Here is a 22,105-nt window from a genome sequence, read left to right on the forward strand (position 1 = left end):
GAATTTGCATTATTGATCGCCAATCGATCGCAAAAAGTTCCGCAGCAGTTGTTTTCCAGAAGTCGTGAGAACGCTTTCGGGGTGGAACTGTACGCCCTGAATGTGCGGATACTCACGATGCCGAACGCCCATGATCGTTTGATCCTCGACCCAGGCGGTAATCTCTAGCACTGCTGGGCAACTTGCTCGATCGATCACCAGACTATGATACCGAGTCGCGGTCATCGGATTGTCGAGTCCCTCAAATACGCCCACATTTGTATGCTTTACGGCTGAGATTTTTCCGTGCATCAATTCTGGAGCCGAAACAATATCACCGCCAAAAACCTGCCCGATGCTTTGATGTCCGAGACATACGCCTAAAATTGGGGTGGTTGTGCCTAACTGCCGAATCAACTCCATCGAAATTCCGGCATCTTCGGGTCGTCCAGGGCCAGGGGAAATGACGATCGCATCCGGTTTTAATTCTCGAACCTGGTCAAGCGTAATTTGATCGTTGCGGTACACCTGAATATCTGAGGCGATCGCGAATTCTGCACCCAATTCGCCCAAATATTGCACCAGATTGTAAGTAAAGCTGTCGTAGTTATCAATCACTAAAATCATGAGAAATGCCTTGAGGTGCGCTTTCTCAGTTTCTCAGAGAATCACTTGTAGCACCAGCCAAAGTTTGGGAAACAAAATGCAGCCCGCGACGAGAACGGCTGCGATCGCTGCCACAAGAACCGCCGCCGCCGCGCAATCCTTCGCGACTTTCGCTAATTCGTGATAGGTCTGCTTCACTGTAAGATCGACCACCGATTCGATCGCCGTATTAAGCAATTCCATCGCCAAGACGAGTCCGATCGTCAAGCCGATCACCGCAAGTTCGACGACCGTTGCTTTGAGTAGAAGTCCTAACCCGATCGCGATCGATCCCAGACAAACGTGAATTCTAAAATTTCGCTGCGTTCTGAGCGCATAGCTAATGCCCATCCAGGCATAGCGAAAACTGGTCAGCAGAGTTGGAGCCACCTGCCAAGCCAGATCCCGTTCTGGCTTGACGAGCGGGACAACTTTTGAACGCTTGGGGGACTGAGTGGGAAATTCTTGGGACATACGCAAACCAGGTGAACCACCAGTAGAGATACGATATCAGTACCCTGATGGCGCGACGATCACATCAGATTACACAACACAGTATTACAACTCTGTTAGCAAACGTAAAGCGTGAATTTGAAAAATAAACGTTCAAACGACAAACGTAAAGAGTTTCTCGATAACAGTCAACGCTTTGCTTCTAATCCCACTGCATTCAGTAGAATCTGTTGCTGATCCAACATTCGCAGCAAACTTGACTCGTCGGGATGATCCCAGCCCAACAGGTGAAGCAGTCCGTGAACAGCAAGCCAAGCGAGTTCCGTCTCTAAGGTGTGAGGCGAGGCTTGTCGATCGGCAGTTTCCACCGAAATGACAATATCTCCTAAATAGAGCGGTTCTGCGCCTAATTCATCGAACTGCGGATAGTCTACCTCCAATGACGCGAACGCCAATACATCCGTTGGCTGATCTTTGGATCGATAATTCTGATTGAGCAACTGAATTTCGCGATCGTCGGTCAATCGCAAGCTCAATTCATACTGCTCCTGTGGATGCAAAGGTTGTCCCTCTTGCGTCGGTTTGAGCAATTCCAGCCACTTGCGGAACCAAATTTCCCAGGTTTCTGCCTGAATGGGGAGTTCCTGATTAAAGCAATCTTGAACGCTAACTTCGATTTGCATTACCGCGTTAAGTACGAAAGAACAACTAGCGTACCGAGTAGCCCGATCGTGGTCAGCGCGAAGTGAAAGATCGATTTGCCGCGCTTGCGTACCATGTTTCGCATTGCCAATTTCACGTAGCTTGGCTTTGGTTCTTGGGTCGCTTCTGTGGTGGGAGTTTGGGGGGAATCGCTCATAATTTGAGGAAATTTAGGGTAATTCCACTTTAACAAGTGAAGCGCCTCGACTGAAGTTTGGTACTCTATTAGTCATTCTTGTGCGCTCTTTTTGCCCATGTCTCGTTTGACGACTACTCTAGAAGCAATTCTCTATCTCAAAGCGCAACCGTTGACGATCGCGCAGTTGTGCGAGTTGGCGGGGTGCGATCGTCGAACCACCGAAGAAGCGCTGATGGAACTGATGTCGGAGTATGCCCATCGTGACGGTGCGTTAGAAATTGCCGAAACCGAGTCGGGCTACAGTTTGCAGCTAAGAGAGACTTATCAGAATTTGATTAATGCGCTGATCCCCGCCGATCTGGGAGTGGGAGCGCTGAGAACCTTGGCAGTTGTGGCGCTGAAAGGGCCGCTTAGTCAAACGGAACTGGTGGAGATTCGTGGCTCTGGCGTGTATCAGCATATTCCAGAACTTGTTGAAATGGGATTTGTCCGGAAGCGAAAGAATTCAGACGGGCGATCGTCGCTGGTACAGGTGACGGATAAGTTTCATCAGTATTTTCAAATCAATCAAAATATTGGGCAGTTGATTCAGAAGAAGCCAAAACCGGAAGAACTGCCAGAAGAGCCTGTTTTAGCGGAGTCTTAGTCGTTAAGCTTCAAAGCGCTTGGCGTGAGCGCGGTCTAGAGTGCGATCGCGGTTTCCTGCTTCAAACCAGATTTTTGAACGTCAACGGCGTTTTCGTATCCAGTTCAATATTTAGATCTGTAAATTTAGACACTTTCTCCTGGAATGCAATACTTCGGGTGTGAAGTATTTTTTGTGAGCAACAAACACAACGCAGAGACAGTGATTGTTCTAGCTTGGTTTCTCGCTCACGTTTCGGAATCGGCGATCGTCCCACTGCAAAGGTTTCAACCATTGATTCTGCTTGACCTTTGAGCGATCGCATTCACTCACAACATTCATTACACCCTTGATTAGGAGAAAGACACTATGCCTAGAATTCGTGTGGTCTTACAAGACGTAACCTGCTACGACACCGAAGATGTAACGGGTGCAGACGAGTTTTATCTCACCGGAGCTGTTTCTGATGGAGGTAATTCTGCTGGAGTTCTCACTCGTCCGATTTCGGTCAACGATAAACAAACTAAAGCATTCGGAATCGGCGGTGGAACAATCTTTGATGCGGATGTGCCCGAAAACCGAATTCTGAAAGTTGCGCTAATCGCCTTTGACGAGGATTCTAATAAAGACTGGTCGAAGCATGGTGAAGTCGTCACTAAGATTGGTCAAGCAGTTTCCTCTGGTTTAGCAACAATCCCCAATCCCTACACAGCGGCGGCGGGTACAATCTTGCCCTTTGCTATCAGCGCGATCGGCGGAATCATGTCGCTCGACCAGGATGATGAACTCGGTCAACACTTGCGCGAGTTTCCGGTATGGGCTATCCCGAATGGCGAATCTCTGCAAATTTGGGGCTTCAAAGGTGGCGGCGGTTGGTATTCAAGCTGGAGGTATGCGGTTCGCTATCGCGTAATTCGCGGCTAAGTCATTGCAATACACACCAAATTCAAACGATTAAGAAAACGTGAGGTCGACAAAATTTCTTGCTTCGTTTTAATCGGCTTCTTGCCCCCTAAATCCCCCAGAATGGGGGACTTAGAAAACAGCAATTCTCCAAATTGAAGCGGTTTCTTAACCTTCAAAGTCCCCCACTGGTGGGGGATTTAGGGGGCAACCCAACTCTCCAATCGAAGCGAATACGGTCTGTCGAACTGACGTTAAAAAAGGCGGTGCAGCCTGAGGAGCTGCACCGCCAAACTCTAGCCTAAATGCACTAATTTGCGGTTTGAGATGCGACAGCTTGCTTGTTCTCTGTGATCTGCAACGACGCATACAGGCGATTAAGCGCATTCACGTATGCTTGTGCCGACGCGACGATGATATCGGTGTTGGCAGAGTGTCCGGAGAAAATCCGATCGCCATACTTCAACCGAATCGTGACTTCGCCGATCGCGTCAATTCCGGCTGTCACTGACTGCACCGAGAATTCGATCAGTTGGTTTGGGACGTTGACGACGCGGTTAATCGCTTTGTAAACGGCATCAACTGGGCCTGTTCCGGTTGCGGCATCAGTCAACTCTTGACCGTCAGGATTGATCAAGCGAACGGTTGCAGTCGGGCAAGTGGTGTTCCCACAAGAGACTTGAACCAGTTCCAAGCGGAAGAGGTCGGGGACTTGTTGAACTTCGTCGTTGACGATCGACTCTAGATCGCGATCAGTGACTTCTTTTTTCTTATCGGCAAGTTCTTTGAACCGGACAAAGGCTTTGTTGATTTCCTGGTCGGTTAGCTCAAATCCGAGTTCGTTCAGACGAGAGCGGAAAGCGTTACGACCAGAGTGTTTACCCAAAACTAAAAGCGTATCGGTTAGACCGATCGTTTTCGCGTCCATGATTTCGTAGGTTTGCCGATTCTTTAGCATTCCATCTTGGTGAATGCCAGATTCGTGGGCGAAAGCGTTGGCACCGACGATCGCTTTATTCGGCTGCACCAACATCCCTGTCAGGTTGGACACCATGCGCGAGGTTTTGTAGATCTCTTGGGTGTTGATGTGGGTAAGCGGCGCTTCGGATTCTGCCGGACGACCGAGGTAAGGGTTAAAGTACGATCGCCGCACATGCAGCGCCATCACCAGTTCTTCAAGTGAAGCATTTCCAGCCCGTTCTCCGATGCCGTTGATCGTGCATTCAAGCTGACGCGCTCCGTTTTTCACAGCTTCGAGGAAGCAAGCGACGGCTAATCCTAAATCATTGTGACCGTGAACGGAAATGATAGCTTGATCGACGTTGGGAACGTTTTGTTTAATGCCGCGAATCATGTCACCGAATTCGCTCGGTGTCATGTAGCCGACCGTATCGGGAATGTTGATCGTTTTAGCACCAGCGGCGATCGCGGCTTCTAGCACTTGATACAGATATTCGGGATCAGACCGAGCCGCATCCATCGGCGAAAATTCTACATCATCGACGAAGGATTTCGCATAGGCGACCATTTCTTGCGCGATCGTCAATACTTCCGCGCGGGATTTCTTCAGTTGATACTCCAGGTGAATATCAGAAGTGGAGATAAAGGTGTGAATTCTGGGTTTTGCCGCAGGTTTGAGCGCTTCAGCCGCCGCTTTGATGTCTGCGGGAATTGCACGGGCTAAGCTACAGATCGTAGGCCCGTCTGGAGTGCCAACCGCTTGAGCGATTTTCTGTACCGCTTCAAAATCTCCAGGGCTGGCAAAAGCAAACCCCGCTTCGATAATGTCTACACCGAGTCGAGCAAGCTGACGCGCGATCGTAAGTTTTTCATCCACATGCAGGGTTGCGCCAGGGCACTGTTCGCCATCGCGCAGAGTGGTATCGAAAATCAGAATGCGATCGGAATGAGATGCGTTCATAGCTCGACTAGGTGTAGTGTATGTGTCGTAAAGAAACAATCAATTCAATTGCGCTTTCCAAACCGTTGGAACACAGCGACAAAAGAATTTCTGTCGTGATTGTAACCCTTATTGTAGTACGCTGCCTTGTCGAGTCAGAGAAGCTTGACTAATAATCGGCTTTTTCAATATAGGAGCGAATATCGTTGAGATCGATATAGCGATCGGTGACATTCCGTAATTCCCGCGCAATCATCCCCTCGGTTGAGACGACTGTAATATGCGTGTTTTTCGAGCGCAATTGCTCGATCGCTCGCTCAAAATCACCGTCGCCGCTAAACAGAATCACGCGATCGTACTGCTCCACGGTATTAAACATATCGACCACAATTTCAATATCAAGATTCGCTTTTTGCGAATATCGACCCGAAGAATCGTCGTAATATTCCTTGAGAATTTTAGTCCGCACCGTGTAGCCTAAACTGATCAAAGCATCTCGAAAGCCGCGCTGGTCTTGGGGATCTTTCAATCCGGTATACCAGTAGGCGTTAATCAATTCAACGTTTTTTTCTGCTGTGAAGTGTTCTAATACGCGCTTGGGATCAAAAAACCAGCCATTCTTTTGCTGTGCATAGAACATATTGTTTCCGTCTACAAAAATAGAAAGACGGTTCATCGAGTAATGCATAGAAGCTAAAGACCTAGAATTTGTAGAAGCAAAAATGAGAATAATTAATTTTAACAACGGAAAACTGAGAGCGGACTGAAAAATCGCAGGATCTCTTTCAGCCCTTTCATCACCTGCCATCGATCCGCTAGCAGGAACTAACTCTTTTCCGTTTAGAAATACAAGCTAGCCGTTCTTAGTCCGCTCTGCCATCGTGATGCCCCCACACAAATCCGCTCTGTTTTAAGGTGAGATAGAACCAGAGCGCAGGTGTTGACCGACGCGATCGAGCGCAATTATCGCTAAACTGTAGGGGTTTTCCTAACATTTTGAACCAGCTTTATATCGTAGTAAGAAATAGTGCTTAACATTAGTTAATTAGAGCAGTTAGAACAGTTCCTCAGCTATTAGGCGGATTTTTTAGAGAATTTATAGTTGTACTGACTCTTTTTTATAGCCGACCTGCGTGACTTGTAAGATTGCGGGATTAGAGGATTGCGATAAAACGATCGTAATGACAAAATCGTCCTGAATCGTGCTGAAGGCGCTTGATTAATCAAACACGCCCGGATCTCTCAGTCATGTCAAAAAAAGTAACTCCTTCTCTTCTTCGAGCCTTATCGCTGACACTACGTTCTGGACTATTTCGGCAAACGACTGTTAAACAACCTGAGAATCCGACCACTGAGACGATGCCGATCGAGGCGTATGACGAGTACAAACGCGATCGCGCCATTGCGGTGACGGAAACTGCTGGAAACAAGCGCGACCTCCAATTTGGGCAATGGGGGCAATGGGGGCACGGGCTAATGCTGGGCTGTGCGATCGTGTCTGGATTAATCACCGCAACTCAGCCGAAATTTGCCCAGTCTTGGGAGCGTCAGACCCAAAGCGCGATGTTTAAAGTTCGGGGAGCGGTGGCAACTCCGGATAATCTTGTGATTTTGGCGATCGACGATGAGACGCTGCTGCAATTGTCGGGATCGAGTCGGTTGTTGCGTCGGAGTGCGTATGCACGAGCGATCGATCGCGTGATGAAGGCAGGAGCAAAAACAGTCGGTGTCAATTTGCTGCTGGATTTACCGAGTTTTAGTCAGACTGAAACTTCTACCGATTGCAGCGATCCCAAGCAGCAAATTGCCGAGGACGATCGCGCTTTACAGCAAGTTTTACAGCGCTACGATGGGCGGGTTACGTTATCGGTAAACAGCGATCGGCTTGATAACCGTCAAGGTGAGCAAATGCGGCTGGCGTTACCCTTTTGCCCCTTCCGAACGCCGAACGCTTCCTACGGATTTATTGAATATCGTACAGAGCCAAACGAGAAGATTCATCGGTTGGGCAGTGAAGCGGTCGAGTATGAGCGATCGTCGCCTGAGATAGCAGCTTTGTTTGACGAGGAAAGGATTATTTCATTTGCAGACGCGACCTTGCGATCAGCAAATCTTCAACCTGCGCCCCCAAAGGGCAACACGATCTTTTTTTACGGGGGAGATGGAACCTTTAGTAGAACAACAATTCCGTTTTGGACTGTGTTGTCTGAGGAGAATTGGAACAGCGATTTTCTTAGACGAGGCGAGATTTTTAAAGACAAGATTGTTTTAATCGGTTCGACGGCTTCTAATATTAGTGGCGAGGAAAATACGCCTGTGGGCAGGATGCCCGCCGTTGAAATTCACGCCAACGCGATCGCCACGCTGCTCGAAAATAAATCGATTCGCGATGCGTTGCCGAATTCAGTCATTGCAGGAGCGGCGATCGCCGGATTGGTTCTGATTGCTGGATTGATTCAAACTCAAGCCAAACAACCCACAGCTAGATTGGGGTGGGCAAGTGCGATCGCGTTCTTTTGGGCAGGGGTGGGATATGCGGCGTTTACGCAGGGATTGATGATTCTACCGATCGCGGTTCCAGTCGGAGCTATTCTGCTGACGGGTGTTTCATACTTGGGAACAGGACTCGCGCATGACTATCGCAACAAGCGCCAACTTCGCAAGCGGCTAAAGCAGTTTGCAAGAACACCGATGGTGCAGGAGATTATTCGCGATCATGATGAGTATAAAGGCTTGCTCCAAGAACACGAGCAGGAAATTATTGGTAAAAAACTGAGTGGACGCTACAAAATTACGCGAATCATCGGTTCAGGCGGTTTTGGTCAAACTTATCTAGCCGAGGATACCCAGCGCCCCGGAAATCCGGCTTGTGTTGTGAAACATCTGCGACCGACAAGCAACAATCCGAGGCATTTACCCTTAGCCCGTCGCTTGTTCAAATCCGAAGCTGACAGCCTAGAACGTTTAGGAAAGCATGATCAGATTCCTCAACTGCTGGCAAATTTTGAAGAAGACGGAGAGTTTTATCTGATTCAAGAGTTCATCGAGGGGACACTCTTGAGCGAGGATCTACCGATCGGACGACATTTACCGGAAGCACGGCTCGTCGAACTGATGCAAGATCTGATCGGGATCCTCAAGTTTGTGCATGATCACAAAGTGATTCACCGCGACATCAAGCCAAGCAATCTGATTGTGCGATCGAGCGATCAGCAATTAGTCTTAATTGATTTCGGTGCGGTGAAAGAACTGCATCATCAACTCACCGAAAGCGCGATCGCCACTGCGACGATCGGGATTGGAACGCAGGGTTATATGCCTCCGGAGCAATGTGCAGGAAATCCACGCTTTAATAGCGATCTCTATGCAGTGGGAATGATTGGAATTCAAGCGCTGACAGGATTACCGCCGAGCCACCTCAAAGAAGATCCAGAGACCGGTGAAATTATTTGGCGTGATCGAGCGATCGTCAGCGGTTCGCTGGCTGCCATTCTCACTAAGTTAGTCCATCGTGATTTTCGGCAGCGCTATCAATCGGCAGAAGCGGTGCTTGAAGATTTGAGTCAATTAACCAATCTAACAACCTTGTCGCTGCCGCCGGAATTTTTTGCCGCCATAGAGATCGAGGTTGAGGACGATATCACAACAACGCGCCCTTGGCCTCAGACCTTTGGAGAAGAGGAACTACCGCCAACAGAGCCACCTCCAGAGCATAAGTAGAAGGAGTGGACTTCAGCCTTCTAGAGCGAGAAGTTAATCACATTTTGAGTCGTCTGCTCCAGAAACCCTTGATCCGTCTGAACCTGATACGTCTGGATCGACGATCGTACCGGAGCAAGAATCTCGCCACCCGTATTCTGAACACCTTGAGGAACGAACACCAACTGAGGCAAGGAATCAGTACCACCGCCCCCGATTCTTCGCGGCAATTGTGCGGTCAAAGCGTAGCCAATTTCCAGCGATCGCGGTAAGCCATGCGCGGCAGTTTGAGCGATCGTCACGCCAGCTCCCTGAGTAAAAGACGAAGTATATTGCGGCGGTCTTTGAATCACAAGCAATTGAGGCGGCGCTTGATAAGGAGCAATCACCTGAGTTGCAGTAGAGTTGCCAACCTGCGAGGATGTGAGAGACGACTGAGGAATTGCAAAACTGGGTAAACTGCTGACGGCAATTAAAGTTGAAGCGAGAACGGTCGATCGAATCCAATCAAAACCAAAGTGTAGAGAGTGCATGATAGAGCTTCCAATGTTGAAAGGACGGTTGCAGAGCAAAACCGAACAGTTTTCCTCACTCCACAAGCAAGCTTTAGCCGAATTATAGATTTAGGATTCTGGTATCAAATCAACCAACGGTTTTATTTAACGTATGAAAGCATTCGTCACAGGCAGTACAGGCTTTGTCGGAGCAAACCTCGTTCGGCTGATGCTCGAAGAAGGGTTTGAAGTGCGATCGCTGGTACGCCCTAATAGCCGATTGGACAATCTTAAAGGCTTAGAAGTTGAGATTGTGCAGGGTGATCTCCTGGATGAGAATCTGAGCGAATTGATGCGGGGCTGTCAGGTGCTGTTTCATGTTGCCGCGCACTACTCCTTGTGGCAACGCGATCGAGCGAGCCTTTACCAAAGCAATGTTCTCGGAACGCGGAATGTGTTAGCGGCAGCGAGAACAGCAGGCATTGAGCGATCGGTCTATACCAGTTCAGTGGCAGCGATCGGCGTTGATCCCAGCGGTCAGCCGACAACCGAACAATATCAATCTCCGGTAGAAAAGCTGATCGGTCACTACAAACAATCCAAATACTGGGCAGAACAAGAAGCGATCAAAGCGGTACAGTCCGGTCAAGATGTGGTGATTGTTAATCCCAGTACGCCGATCGGGGCGTATGACATCAAGCCTACGCCAACCGGGGATATTGTGCTGCGGTTTTTACAGCGTCGAATGCCTTCTTATGTTGAAACAGGCTTGAACCTTGTGCATGTGCGCGATGTCGCTTGGGGGCATTTGCTCGCACTCCAAAAAGGCAAAACAGGCGATCGTTACATTCTCGGCAATCAGAATCTCAGCCTGAAGCAAATGTTAGAGGAACTCAGTCAAATCACAGGGTTAAGCGCTCCAGCGCGATCAGTGCCCCTATGGTTGCCGCTGACCGTTGCGTGGATTGATGAAGCGGTGTTGACAAAATTTGGCAAAGCGCCATCCATCCCGATCGACGGCGTGAGAATGTCCAAGCAACCGATGTATTACAACCCAGAAAAAGCCATCCGGGAATTGGAACTGCCCCAAACGCCAATTCGCGCCGCTTTAAAAGATGCCGTACACTGGTTTCAATACATCCATCAGGACACAGTGAGGAGATAGCGATGGGAGTTCCCCTACAGCAAGTCGTCGGAGTGGGTTCTTATTTAGTCAAGCAGCGCCTAATGGGTCGCAAGCGCTTTCCATTGGTGTTAATGCTTGAACCGCTTTTTCGCTGCAATCTCGCGTGTACGGGCTGCGGTAAAATCCAGCATCCCGTCGAAGTGCTGAAGCAAAATTTAACTCCTGAACAATGTTTTGCAGCCGCTGAAGAGTGTGGTGCTCCAGTGGTGTCGATTCCAGGCGGTGAACCATTGCTGCACCCGCAGATTGCAGAAATTGTTCAGGGATTGGTCGATCGCAAGAAATTTATCTATCTCTGCACCAATGGACTGTTGCTAGAGAAAAGCCTCGATAAGTTCAAGCCTTCGCCTTATTTCACGTTTATGGTGCATTTAGACGGAATGCGCGAGTTGCATGATCAGTGTGTCGATCGTAAAGGGGTGTTCGATACTGCTGTGAAAGCCATTAAAGCAGCAAAGGCAAGAGGCTTCCAAGTTAACACCAACACGACGATTTTCGACGGTGCTAATCCCAAAGAAATGCACGAATTCTTCGATTTTCTGACTGAGCTTGGTGTGGATGGAATGCAACTTTCTCCGGGATATTCTTACGAATGGGCACCGGATCAGGATCATTTCCTCAAGCGCGAACAAACGAAAGCATTGTTCCGCCAGATTCTGGCACCGCTGAAGTTGGGTAAGAAGTGGAACTTTAGCCATAATCCATTGTTTCTTGATTTTCTCATTGGTGAGAAAGACTATGAGTGTACGCCTTGGGGCAGTCCGAGCTATAGCGTTTTGGGCTGGCAAAAGCCTTGTTATTTGTTGAACGAAGGACATTACAAGACTTTCCAAGAGCTACTGGATCACACCGATTGGAGCCAATACGGGCGTAAGAGTGGAAATCCAAAGTGTGCGGATTGCATGGTGCATTGTGGATATGAGCCGACTGCGGCGATGGATGCGATGCAGCCTCAAAATATTGGACGGGCAGTGACTTCGGTGTTGGGCGGATAGTGAACTTCGTTCTACGATAATCAGCTTTGAAGACGCGATTAGAAGCTTCGCTGCACCTACGGTGTTCGCGTCTTTAAAGCTGATCTGCTCGTGATTGAAACATCAGATAGATTCAGTTAAGCGATCGCCCCACACACCTGACGCATCGTACTTAGAAGCTCTTCAGCCGTATAAGGCTTTTGCAAGAATCGATCCGCCTCTTTCGTTGCCGCCGTTTGCGATCGCGAAACAATGCCACTGATTGCAATCACTTTAACCTGTGAGTTAATTTCATACAGTCGATCGATTGTGGTTGCACCATCCATCACCGGCATCATCATATCCACCAGCACGACCTGGATATCCTTTTGATGCTGATGATAAAGAGCGATCGCTTCGCTACCGTTAGCTGCGGTTAACACTTGATAATGATACGCCTCTAACAAAGCCTTGCTGCTTTCTCGAATTGCCGCTTCATCATCCACAATCAGCACCAATTCTTCATGGCCGGACAAAATTTCTGCGGCTTGGGGTTCCTGAACATTCATTGCCATTACTGCGGGCAAAAATAGATCGAACTGCGTTCCCTGCCCTACCTTACTGTTGACGCTCACAAACCCACCGTGACCTTGGATAATTCCTAGCACCGTCGAAAGACCAAGACCTGTTCCTTTACCAATCTCTTTGGTGGTAAAAAACGGCTCAAAGATGCGATCGACGACCTCCGGAGGAATGCCTGTTCCGGTGTCGGCAACCGTGAGTTTTACAAACGAACCCACTCGCGCATCCAGATTTGCTTGGGCATACGCTTGATCAACTAATTGATTTTCAGCCGCAATGGTTAGTGTTCCGCCGTCTGGCATCGCATCACGGGCATTCACACAGAGGTTCATGAGCACCTGATGAAGCTGGGTTGCGTTACCCCCGATCGACCATAAGCTCCCGGCGATTTTGGTTTCGATCGTGATCGACTTTGGAAAGGTTTCCTGGGCAATCTGCTGTGTTTCAAGAATCAAAGGTTCTAATTGCAGTACAGCTTGTTCGCCCTCAACTCCGCGGGCAAACAATAGAACCTGCTTCACTAAAGCGGCTCCACGCTTCGCGTTCGTCTCCAACATCTTTAACAATCGCTGATTCCGTTCATCCAGATGCGGAAACTTAAACTGTAACAATTGTGCGGTTGCTAGGATCGGTGTGAGAATGTTGTTGAGGTCGTGCGCTAGACCGCTCGCTAAAGTTCCAATGCTTTCCATGCGCTGAACTCGCAAAAACTGCGCCTCTAGCTTCTTCTTCTCGGTGACATCGGTACTCACGACTAAGATTGATTTTGGCTGATCATCATCGCTGCGCACCAGCGACCAACGGCTCTCGACGGTGACAGTTTTGCCGCTCTTAGTGGTACGTTGCAGCTCGCCTGACCATTCTCCCTGCTCAAAGAGGATGCTCTGAGCCGCTCTAGGGGCAAACTCGGAGTTGGGAGAAAGCGATTCATAAGTGCGCCCGACAATTTCCGCCGCACACCAGCCGTAGAGCCGCTCTGCACCCTTATTCCAGAATAAGATCCGTCCGTCTAAATCCTGAACTAAAATCGCATCGGTGGCAATATCCAGCAGTGCTGCTTGCTCTCGAATCTTTTGTTCGGCGCGTTTACGCTCGATCGCATATCGAATCGATCGCACCAGCACATCGCCCGTGACTTGATCTTTTACTAGATAATCCTGTGCGCCACTTTGCACCGCATGGTTCGCCAGAGTCTCATCATTCAACCCCGTGATCACTACAATCGGAGTGTTGCGATCGCGCTGATGTAATTGAATAAACGTCTCTAGTCCTTGGGCATCCGGTAAAGACAGATCGAGCAAAATGACATCAAAGCTCTGTGCCTGAAGCTGTTGTAAGCCCTGGCTTAATCGCTCAACCTGAATCAACTCAAATCGGGCTGAGCGCACCTCAACCAACAGCTCCTGCAATAACCGAGCATCGCCAGGATTGTCTTCGATCAGCAACACTTTAATCAAAGGGATATCTATCATTTTTATTCTGGTGGAAGTTTCACAGTGGTTAGCCAGAATGCCTCTATCGATCGAACCACTTTTATAAATTGTTCGAGGTCGATTGGTTTTGTAATGTAACAATTGGCGTGAAAGTCATAAGCGCGGAGAATATCTTCCTCGGCTTGAGAAGTGGTCAAGACAACAACTGGAATCCGTCTAAAGTCAGAACTGAGCTTTATTTCTTCTAGCACTTCTCGCCCGGATTTGCGCGGCAAATTTAAATCCAGCAAAATCAAATCCGGGCGAGGCACACGGGCGAATCTTCCTTGGTGGTGCAAAAAGTCGATCGCTTGCACCCCATCTTCAACCACGCTTAAACGGCTGAAGATTTTTCCTTCTTTCAAAACTTCTTCGGTGAGCCTGACATCGCCAGGGTTGTCTTCAATGAGCAAAATCTCGACTTGTCGATCAAGAGAGCTGTTCAAGGCGGGTGACTCCGTTCAAGGGTGGGCTGCAATGGTAAAACAGAACGTTGAACCTTTTCCAGTCTGAGACTCTACCCATATTGTTCCACCATGCCGCTCAATAATTTTTTTACAAACTGCAAGTCCGATGCCTGTCCCTGGATATTCAGTGCGGTTGTGCAATCGCTGGAAAATCACAAAAATTCGCTCGGCGTACTGCGCTTCAATGCCGATGCCATTGTCCTGAACCCGAAACAGCCATTCTTCCGATCGCGGCTCGGCCGAAATCCGAATCATCGGAGCCTCAGCACAATGAAACTTCAACGCATTGCTGATCAAATTCTGAAAGAGCTGAATCATCTGAGTTCGATCCGCCCTCACTTCAGGCAGAGGATCGCAAGTCAGGGTTGCTTGATTGTCTTCGATCGCAAGTTTTAGATTGGCGATCGCTTGCTCGACACTTTCGTTGCAGTCCACTAGCTCAAACGGCTTACCCCGAGTTTGCACTCGTGAATACGCGAGCAAATCATTAATCAGCGTCTTCATCCGGGCTGCACCATCAACCGCATAGCTAATAAAATCGTTAGCGCTTTCGTCTAATTGGTCTTTATAGCGCCGCTCCAACAATTGCAGATAGCTGGTGATCATTCTTAGCGGTTCTTGTAAGTCGTGAGAGGCAATGTAAGCGAATTGCTGCAAATCTGCGTTCGATCGCGCTAGTTCCTGCGAGTTGCGGGTTTCTTGCTCTAGAAGCTGTGCTTGATTCAACGCAATTCCGACTTGATCGGCAAGTTGCTGAAGCAATTCAGTTTCAAACTCTGTCCAGTTTCGCGGCGATCGACAGTGATGAGCAATCAGCAATCCCCAGAGTTCTGACTTAATCAAAATGGGCACAACTAACTTGGCTCGAACCTGGAACTGTTGCACAAATTCGATCAGGCATCCTGCCACCTTCTCCTGCTGATTCTTCACGTCCGAGATTTTGGCAATTCTGCCCTGGCGATATCGCTCCCGGTGGGTGAGTGGAAACACTTCTTCAGGAAACTTTCGTCCCAGTACGGGTGTCCAACCGGGTAAAACAGCTTCAGCCACTCCGCTGCCCGTTCCATCTGCCCACAAGCGATAGATTAAAACGCGATCGGTTTGCAAAAGTTCCTGCACCTCAGCGACTGCCGTTTGCATCACCTCATCAACATTGAGCGATTGGCGCACCTTTAGCGTGACATCCGCAAACAGCTGCGATCGTTGATACAGGCGATCGAGTTCTTGTTGTTTGCGATGGCGATCGCTGATGTCTTGAAAATACACTGAAATTCCATCTTTGGCTGGATAAGCATGAACCGCCATCCAGGCGTTCAAAGGAGCATAGAAGGCTTCAAACTTAACCGCAACTTGCTCAGTCCGAACCCGATGGTATTGCTGATAAAACTCGGCCCCCACAGCTTCAGGAAATTCGTCCCAGATGTTCTTGCCGATTAAGTCTTCTCGTTTTCTTTGCAACGTCAATTCTGCTTGACTATTGACATACGTGAAGTGCCAGTTTTGATCCAACGCAAAAAAGCTATCGGTAATGCTTTCGAGAATATTGTTGGCGCGGTTGCGTTGGGCTTCAGCTTCGGCTCTAGCGGCTTGTTCCTGTGCCATTCGCTCCCTGAGTTGCCGTGCCAGTTGCTGAAGCCGGAGGTGTGTTTGCACCCGGGCAAGAACTTCTTCTTGCTGAAAGGGTTTTGTAATGTAATCGACAGCCCCCAAGCTGAAGCCCTTCACTTTATCGATCGTTTCAGTCAGGGCTGACATAAAGATGACTGGGATTTCTGCGGTTGTATGATTTGCTTTTAGCTGGCGGCAGGTTTCAAAGCCATCCATCTCAGGCATGAGAATATCTAGCAAAATCAGATCGGGTCGCGCATAGTTTGCAATAGAGATTGCGCTTTCTCCATCTTCTGCAACTAAGATCCGGAGATTTGCATTGTTCAAAGACTCAAACAAAACTTCCAAATTGGTCAAAGTATCATCGACCACTAAAATTACGCCTGGCTCAGACATACTGCCTCGCTGATCAATCATTTATCAGAATGAGTTGATGAACTCTAAAATTTGTTTTCTCTTAAAGGATTTTGCCAGTTGGCGGAGATGAGTCGTAAACGCTGTAAACTCCGGACTTTGCTGCTCTAATTGCTCAGAGCGCTGTACGATCGCTTTTAAGTCGCCCATCATCGCGAGATTTTGTAGCATTGACAGTTCTGCGGCAGGTGGCGCAACCAATTCGGATTGCAAGCTCGGTTGAGGAGATGCTTCTTGAATCCAGTCTAGCTTGAGATGAGCTGATAGCTGCTCTAATAGCTCTATCTCACGAATCGGTTTCGATAAAAAGCCGTCACAGCCTACCTCTCGGCTTCTTTGCTGATCCATTGCAAACACACTAGCTGAAGTCGCAATAATCACGGTTTCATGCAGATTTTCAGACAGGCGAAGTTGGCGAGTCGTCTCAAACCCATCCATCCTAGGCATGACTAAATCAAGCAAGATCGCATCGGGGTGAAACTGTTGTGCTTTTTCTAGGGCATCTTGTCCGTCGATCGCTTCAATCACCTCAAATCCCAAGGGCTTCAGTAGATTGACTAAAACCTCGCGATTTTCTGCTTTGTCGTCTACCACAAGAATGGTTCGATCGCCCTTAAATCCACGAATCCGAGATTGTTCGATCGTGCCAGGTAAGTAACACACCTCCACTAAATCCAAGTCAAACCAAAAAACGCTGCCTTCTCCGGGTGTGCTGCGGACCTGAATCTCACTGCCCATCAACCGGATTAAATCCCGACTGATTGCAAGTCCAAGCCCCGTCCCTTCGGTTTGATGACGACGTTCACCCACCTGTTTAAACGGTTGAAAAATCTCCTGTAGCTGGGCTGGAGACATTCCGACTCCCGTATCTTCAACTTGAAATCGCACCTTTGTTGCCGCTTCAGCAGTCGGTTCAAATGCAGAAACATAGCCGACCTTAAAGGTGACGTGACCGCGATCGGTAAACTTCACCGCGTTGCCTAATAGGTTGATCAGAACTTGTCTGAGTCGTTTTTCATCAGCTCGAATCAACCTCGGTAACGGAGACTGAGTTTCATCGCGAAACGTAATTCCTTTTTGAGTGGCTCGGATGCCACAGATGGCAACAACTCCCTCTAACAGTTCAGATAAATAGAAATCGTTGCAGTGAAGCTCCATTTTTCGAGCTTCGATCCGCGACAAATCCAACACATCATTGATCAGCGTCAATAGATGTTCACCACAGCGATGAATAATGCGAATTCCATTCTTTTGGGACTCTGTGAAGCTTGTATCTTTGTTGAGAATCTGAGCAAAGCCGAGAATGCCATTTAATGGAGTGCGGAGTTCGTGGCTCATGTTGGCAAGAAATTCGCTCTTTGCCTGGTTTGCTGCTGCTGCCGCTCTTTCTGCTCGTTGGCGCTCACTCATTTCTTGCTGTAGATGAATGTTTTTGAACTGAAGTTCTCTAGTTCGCCGAATGACTTTGCCTTCGAGGGTGCGCTTTGCTTCTTCTAAATCCGCATAGAGTCGAGCATTTTCGATCGCAATCGCTGCTTGCGCCGCCAGCAATTGCAGCACTTCCAGCCGCTCTGGGGTAAATGCCGCGATCGTGAGATTGTTCTCTAGATATAGAACGCCTGTGAGCTTTCCTTGATGCAGAATTGGCGCACATAGAACGGATTTGGGCTGATGCTCCACAATGTAGGCATCTCTTGTAAATGCGCCCTGCACGGCAGCTTGATCGAGGACGATCGATTCACCAGTCCTCGCAACATAATTCACGATTGCGGCTGAATAAAGCTGCATTCCTTGCGATGCTGCGACTTGGAGCGATCCCGTCTTTTCGAGCAAGAGCAATCCAGATTCTGCCCCTGCATTCTCGATTACAAGCTGCATCAACTTCGTGAGCAAGCGATCGAGCACAATTTCACTCGAAAGCACCTGCGCTGCTTTCATCACGGTTGCCAAGTCTAACGTTTGGTTCGGTTCAGAAGAGCGGGTGAAAAGCGTCGGGTACTGTTGTTCGAGCTGTCTGACTTTGGCGATCGCCCCCCAGCGCTGATATCCCTCATAAGCATCCCTTAGATAGGCTTGAGCAATTTTGTCTTTGTGAAGTGAGAAGTAGAATTCTGCGGCGCGTTCGTTGGCGATCGCGGCTTCGTGTAGATAGCCGTGTGTAATTGCACCAGAAATCGCTTGATCGTATCGTTCGATCGCTTCACTGCGATTTCCCAAGCATCTCGATCGCTCTGCTTCAACCAAATCGTACTTATGCTGAAAGTTCATCGGTGCGGCAGTTGCCCAAATCTTTAGCTTGGCTTGATTGCGGTTGACTTTCTCTAAATCAGGCTGAGCGATCGTCATCTGCACCAGAGAATCATAGAAATAAAACACAGGCACAACCAAAAATGCTTGCACGCCGTCTAGATAAGCTTCAGCCTGAGTTGCATATTCTAGAACTTGCCGATGGCAGTTCAACAAGTAACAAAGCAGCAGCTTATTGAAATATAAATAATGCAGTCCGGTGCGATCGTTTGCCGCTTGTAGGAGCGGTAAAAACTCTTCTTCGTTGTACGCTTCACCGAGCAATCGACAAGAATGCGGTGTCGATTGCAGCAGATTTAGTACACTCTGTTCAAAGATACGATTCCAGCTTGAGGCGTTTTCCTGCTTGAGTTGCGTGAGTGCAGCGCTCACGGTTGCCAGTTCGGGGGCGAGCTGAGGCAGTTCTTCTCCGCTCAAATAAGCATATTGTCCTCGTTGCATCGCAGCATAACCACTATATTCTAAGTGTCCTTGTTCGACTCCACTGTGATAGGTGTAAAGCAATAGCGGCAAGATGTCTCTGACATGGACTTTTCCGTGCATTGTACAGGCTCCAGCCACGAACCGAGTTTGAGCTTGCGGAGCTAAAGTGCCAAACCGATCGAGCAATCTGAGCGCCAACTGTCCAAACTGGTAAGCCGACTCTGGATCATGAACAATGCCGCTCAGAATGACCCCGTAACACACATAGCTATAAGCTGAAGACGAAGAATTTCCATATTGCAGCGATAAATTGACTTGCTCACAAATCACCAGTGGAAACAGCATCGGTGCGGATTGATAAGTCGGAGAACCTAAACTGGCGAGCATTTGGATGGTCATTAACTGCTCTGGATCGCTCATTAACGGCAGATCGATGAGAGCTTCGATGTTTTTTCCAGCTAAGTTCGCGGCTGTGTTAGCGATCGTCTGTTGCACCTGTGCCGCAGTCGGTGAAATCGGGAATTCCACGCCTAATTGCGCCAAAGCTTGTAAGCCAATTTCCACGGCTTCAAGCTGCTTCATCTGCGCCATCCGCGCTTGAATTTTGATCTCATAGACTTTCATTTTGTCGGTCGCGCTGTTTGCCTGCTGCAAAACGATCGCCGCCCATTGCTCCATCTGTTCAAAGTCGCCTTGTAGATAAGCAACTTCGATCGCGGTTTCATACAGCTTCAGCGTGAAGTCATAGCGCTGAAGCCAACATTCTTCACTCAGTAAACTAATTCCAATCTTGAGATAACGCAGCGCAGATTCGTAGGCGATCGCAACTTTTGCTTTTTCACCTGCAATTAAATTTAGTTCTGCTAACTCATCCCGTTCTGCTTTTGAAGTCAGCAAGGCTCGACCCACATTGAGATGATTCACCAGTGAGAAAATCATTTCTTGGCGATCATCGGGAGATGTGTTTTGCAGTAGCAATCGACCGATTTTTAGATGCGTTGCTTCGCGTTCTGGTTCTGGAATCAGAGAATAAGCAGCTTGCTGCACCCGATCGTGCAAAAACTTATAGCCAATCTCTTTCTGAACTGTATCGAGTCGATCGAAGACCAGTGGAGTTTTGTAAGACTCAGACAGGGGCAACACGAATCCCGCTTGCAGGGCTTCCCACAAATCTTGGGCGGTTTCTGGGATTGATCGCTGATAGATAATGGATAGAACATTGAGATTGAACGTACTTCCAATACAAGCCGCTAACTTCAAAACCGATTGAGTGGTCTGTGAGAGTTTTTGCACTCGGCTGACCATCAACTCCACCACGTTCTCAGTCATATCAATGTCTTGAAGCTGATCGGGATTCCATTCCCAGCAGCGCTTCTGGAAGTTAAATCTCAGGCGATCGTCTTGATGCAGCGATTTTAGCAATTGCGTCACAAAGAATGGATTTCCCTGCGTTTTACGCCATACCAGATCCGCTAACGGCTCAGCTAGATTTAATCCAGTGTGCAAAGTTTCAGCGATAAGTTGAGTAACCTGTGTTGGATTCAAGGGTTGCAGCACAATCTGATTGATCGTCGCTCCTGCTTGTCGAATCTGCTCTAGGGTCTGAATCAGAGGATGAGACAGACTGACTTCATTGTCCCGATAAGCCCCAATCAGCAGTAGTCCTTGATGCTCTGACGTATTAATGATGCGTTCAATCAGCTTCAGTGAGGATAAATCCGCCCACTGCAAATCATCCAGGAACACCACTAAAGGATGCTGTGGCTGACTAAAGACCTGAATAAATTGCTGAAAAACGTGATGAAATCGATTTTGGGATTGAACGGCATCGAGTGGAGGCGCAGGAGGCTGTTTTCCAATAATTCGCTCTACATCAGGAAACACATCAATGATGACTTGACCATTCACCCCGATCGCACTCATCAATCGCGATCTCCAGTCCGTTATCTCTCGATCGCTCTCAGTCAGAAGCTGCCGAATTAATTCCTGAAACGCCTGAATCAATGCAGCATAAGGAATACTACGCTTGAACTGATCAAACTTACCCGAAATAAAGTATCCCCTGCCGCGTGATGCGATCGACCGATGCACTTCGTTGACTAATGAAGATTTACCAATTCCAGAATAACCACCGACTAACAGCAGTTCGGTGTGACCCTTTGAAGCACTAATGCGATCGAATGCCGCCAACAATGCCTGAACTTCTAATTCCCGTCCATAAAGCTTTTGTGGAATTGAAAATTGACTGAATAAATCCAGTTCTCCAATTTTGAATTCAGCAATTTTGCCAACGGTTGAGAGCGATCGCCAACAGGTTTCTAAATCCGCTTGCAGCCCAAGCGCGCTCTGATATCGCTCTTCTGCGGTTTTCGCTAAAAGCTTCATCACAATTTCTGATACCACTGAAGGAATATCAGCATTGAGGATCGATGGAGAAACCGGATTTTTGGCGATGTGGCAATGAATGAGTTCTAGAGGATCAGTCGTTTCATAGGGCAACTGTCCGGTGAGCATTTGATAAAAGGTGACACCTAAGCTGTAGAAATCTGATCGATAGTCAATCGATCGATTCATTCTTCCGGTTTGCTCTGGTGCAATGTAGCTTAAATTGCCTTCAATGAGGGAAATTGTACGATCGGTTTTCTCCTCTTTTGAGAGACAAGAAGCAACACTAAAGTCAAAAATCTGAACTTCAAGCGAGTCAGGCTTGACCAGAATATTGTGGGGATTGAGATCTTTGTGAATAACTTTGTTCTGATGAAGCTGCACCAAGATAGCTGCAAGTTGAATCGCAAGCCGCAAAAAATGCTCTAAAGCTAAAGGCTGTTGTGCCAGAAAGGTATCAAGGGGCTGTCCTTGAAGGTCGGGTAAAACGATCGCACATCCGCCGCGGTAATTTTCTAAAGCAAGGGGTTGAATTACTCCGGGAATGTTCAAGCCCTGAAGAATCTTATATTCGTGTTTTAAGCGAGTCAGCTCTTCAACTTTCGGATGGTCTGTCTTTGAAACTTTAAGTGCCACTCGATCGGAGGTTTGCGCGATAGCAGCACGATAGAGAATGGTGTAGGTGCCTTGATGCAGGACTTCTAGTAGCTTACAGTCCTCAATGTCCATAATGTTCTTTCAGTGCTGTTTTAACACTCTAAAACAGATG

The 22,105-nt window shown here is 48.3% G+C and carries 16 protein-coding genes; 5 read left to right on the plus strand and 11 right to left on the minus strand.

All coding sequences use genetic code 11. The annotated features are described in order from the left end of the window. Positions 1-9 precede the first annotated feature (9 nt). The 4 genes from NC981_RS06470 to NC981_RS06485 all read right to left on the minus strand — a co-directional run bounded on the left by NC981_RS06470 (position 10) and on the right by NC981_RS06485 (position 1,936). A complete protein-coding gene (locus tag NC981_RS06470; RefSeq protein WP_348242121.1) occupies positions 10-606 on the minus strand; it encodes an aminodeoxychorismate/anthranilate synthase component II in 597 nt (198 codons plus the stop codon). Positions 607-639: 33 nt separating this feature from the next. Next, positions 640-1,098, minus strand: coding sequence for a diacylglycerol kinase family protein (locus tag NC981_RS06475; RefSeq protein WP_348242122.1), 459 nt, complete (start codon positions 1,096-1,098; stop codon positions 640-642). A 167-nt stretch (positions 1,099-1,265) separates the two neighbouring features. Next, positions 1,266-1,760: an rRNA maturation RNase YbeY gene (gene ybeY, locus NC981_RS06480; protein WP_348242123.1), complete on the minus strand. Its 495-nt coding sequence runs from the start codon at positions 1,758-1,760 to the stop codon at positions 1,266-1,268. Then, complete coding sequence (locus NC981_RS06485) at positions 1,760-1,936, minus strand: DUF3285 domain-containing protein (RefSeq protein WP_348242124.1); 177 nt, start codon at positions 1,934-1,936, stop codon at positions 1,760-1,762. The genes ybeY and NC981_RS06485 overlap by 1 nt, the downstream gene beginning before the upstream one ends. A gap of 97 nt (positions 1,937-2,033) precedes the next feature. Here NC981_RS06485 and scpB point away from each other — a divergent pair, with 97 nt between their 5' ends. Together scpB and NC981_RS06495 are read left to right on the plus strand one after the other, a co-directional pair. Next, the gene (gene scpB, locus NC981_RS06490) at positions 2,034-2,564 is read left to right on the plus strand and encodes an SMC-Scp complex subunit ScpB (protein ID WP_190379641.1); all 531 of its coding nucleotides are present in this window, start codon (positions 2,034-2,036) and stop codon (positions 2,562-2,564) included. A 348-nt stretch (positions 2,565-2,912) separates the two neighbouring features. Then, positions 2,913-3,467 (plus strand): hypothetical protein, encoded by a 555-nt coding sequence (locus tag NC981_RS06495; protein ID WP_348242125.1) that lies wholly within the window; start codon positions 2,913-2,915, stop codon positions 3,465-3,467. Between the two features lie 289 nt (positions 3,468-3,756). Here the strand turns inward: NC981_RS06495 and NC981_RS06500 are convergent, their stop codons facing one another. Together NC981_RS06500 and NC981_RS06505 are read right to left on the minus strand one after the other, a co-directional pair. After that, a complete protein-coding gene (locus NC981_RS06500; RefSeq protein WP_348242126.1) occupies positions 3,757-5,367 on the minus strand; it encodes a 2-isopropylmalate synthase in 1,611 nt (536 codons plus the stop codon). Between the two features lie 148 nt (positions 5,368-5,515). Next, on the minus strand, positions 5,516-6,034 hold the full coding sequence (locus NC981_RS06505) for an NYN domain-containing protein (protein WP_190379644.1): 519 nt from the start codon (positions 6,032-6,034) through the stop codon (positions 5,516-5,518). 560 nt (positions 6,035-6,594) lie between these two features. Between NC981_RS06505 and NC981_RS06510 the strand changes: the two genes are divergently transcribed. Beyond that, positions 6,595-9,066, plus strand: coding sequence for a CHASE2 domain-containing protein (locus NC981_RS06510; RefSeq protein WP_348242127.1), 2,472 nt, complete (start codon positions 6,595-6,597; stop codon positions 9,064-9,066). 20 nt (positions 9,067-9,086) lie between these two features. On the opposite strand, the gene NC981_RS06515 is transcribed toward NC981_RS06510, so the two are convergent. Continuing rightward, positions 9,087-9,578 carry a hypothetical protein gene (locus NC981_RS06515; RefSeq protein WP_348242128.1) on the minus strand — a complete coding sequence of 164 codons (492 nt, stop codon included), beginning with the start codon at positions 9,576-9,578 and terminating at the stop codon, positions 9,087-9,089. A 133-nt stretch (positions 9,579-9,711) separates the two neighbouring features. Between NC981_RS06515 and hpnA the strand changes: the two genes are divergently transcribed. Then, complete coding sequence (gene hpnA / locus NC981_RS06520; RefSeq protein ID WP_348242129.1) at positions 9,712-10,704, plus strand: hopanoid-associated sugar epimerase; 993 nt, start codon at positions 9,712-9,714, stop codon at positions 10,702-10,704. A 2-nt stretch (positions 10,705-10,706) separates the two neighbouring features. Beyond that, positions 10,707-11,720, plus strand: coding sequence for an adenosyl-hopene transferase HpnH (gene hpnH / locus NC981_RS06525; RefSeq protein WP_190379648.1), 1,014 nt, complete (start codon positions 10,707-10,709; stop codon positions 11,718-11,720). Between the two features lie 116 nt (positions 11,721-11,836). Here hpnH and NC981_RS06530 read toward each other — a convergent pair whose 3' ends face one another. Genes NC981_RS06530 through NC981_RS06545 form a run of 4 tightly spaced genes read right to left on the minus strand, consistent with a single transcriptional unit; the run spans position 11,837 to position 22,065 of the window. Beyond that, entirely contained in the window at positions 11,837-13,732 is a 1,896-nt protein-coding gene (locus NC981_RS06530; RefSeq protein ID WP_348242130.1) for a response regulator, read from the minus strand. A gap of 2 nt (positions 13,733-13,734) precedes the next feature. After that, positions 13,735-14,178, minus strand: coding sequence for a response regulator (locus NC981_RS06535; RefSeq protein ID WP_348242131.1), 444 nt, complete (start codon positions 14,176-14,178; stop codon positions 13,735-13,737). 15 nt (positions 14,179-14,193) lie between these two features. Beyond that, positions 14,194-16,224, minus strand: a complete 2,031-nt coding sequence (locus tag NC981_RS06540) for a response regulator (RefSeq protein ID WP_348242132.1) — start codon at positions 16,222-16,224, stop codon at positions 14,194-14,196. 3 nt (positions 16,225-16,227) lie between these two features. Beyond that, complete coding sequence (locus NC981_RS06545) at positions 16,228-22,065, minus strand: AAA family ATPase (RefSeq protein ID WP_348242133.1); 5,838 nt, start codon at positions 22,063-22,065, stop codon at positions 16,228-16,230. Between the last annotated feature and the right edge of the window lie 40 nt (positions 22,066-22,105).

Source organism: Leptolyngbya sp. DQ-M1 (assembly GCF_039962505.1).
GTDB lineage: Bacteria > Cyanobacteriota > Cyanobacteriia > Leptolyngbyales > Leptolyngbyaceae > Leptolyngbya.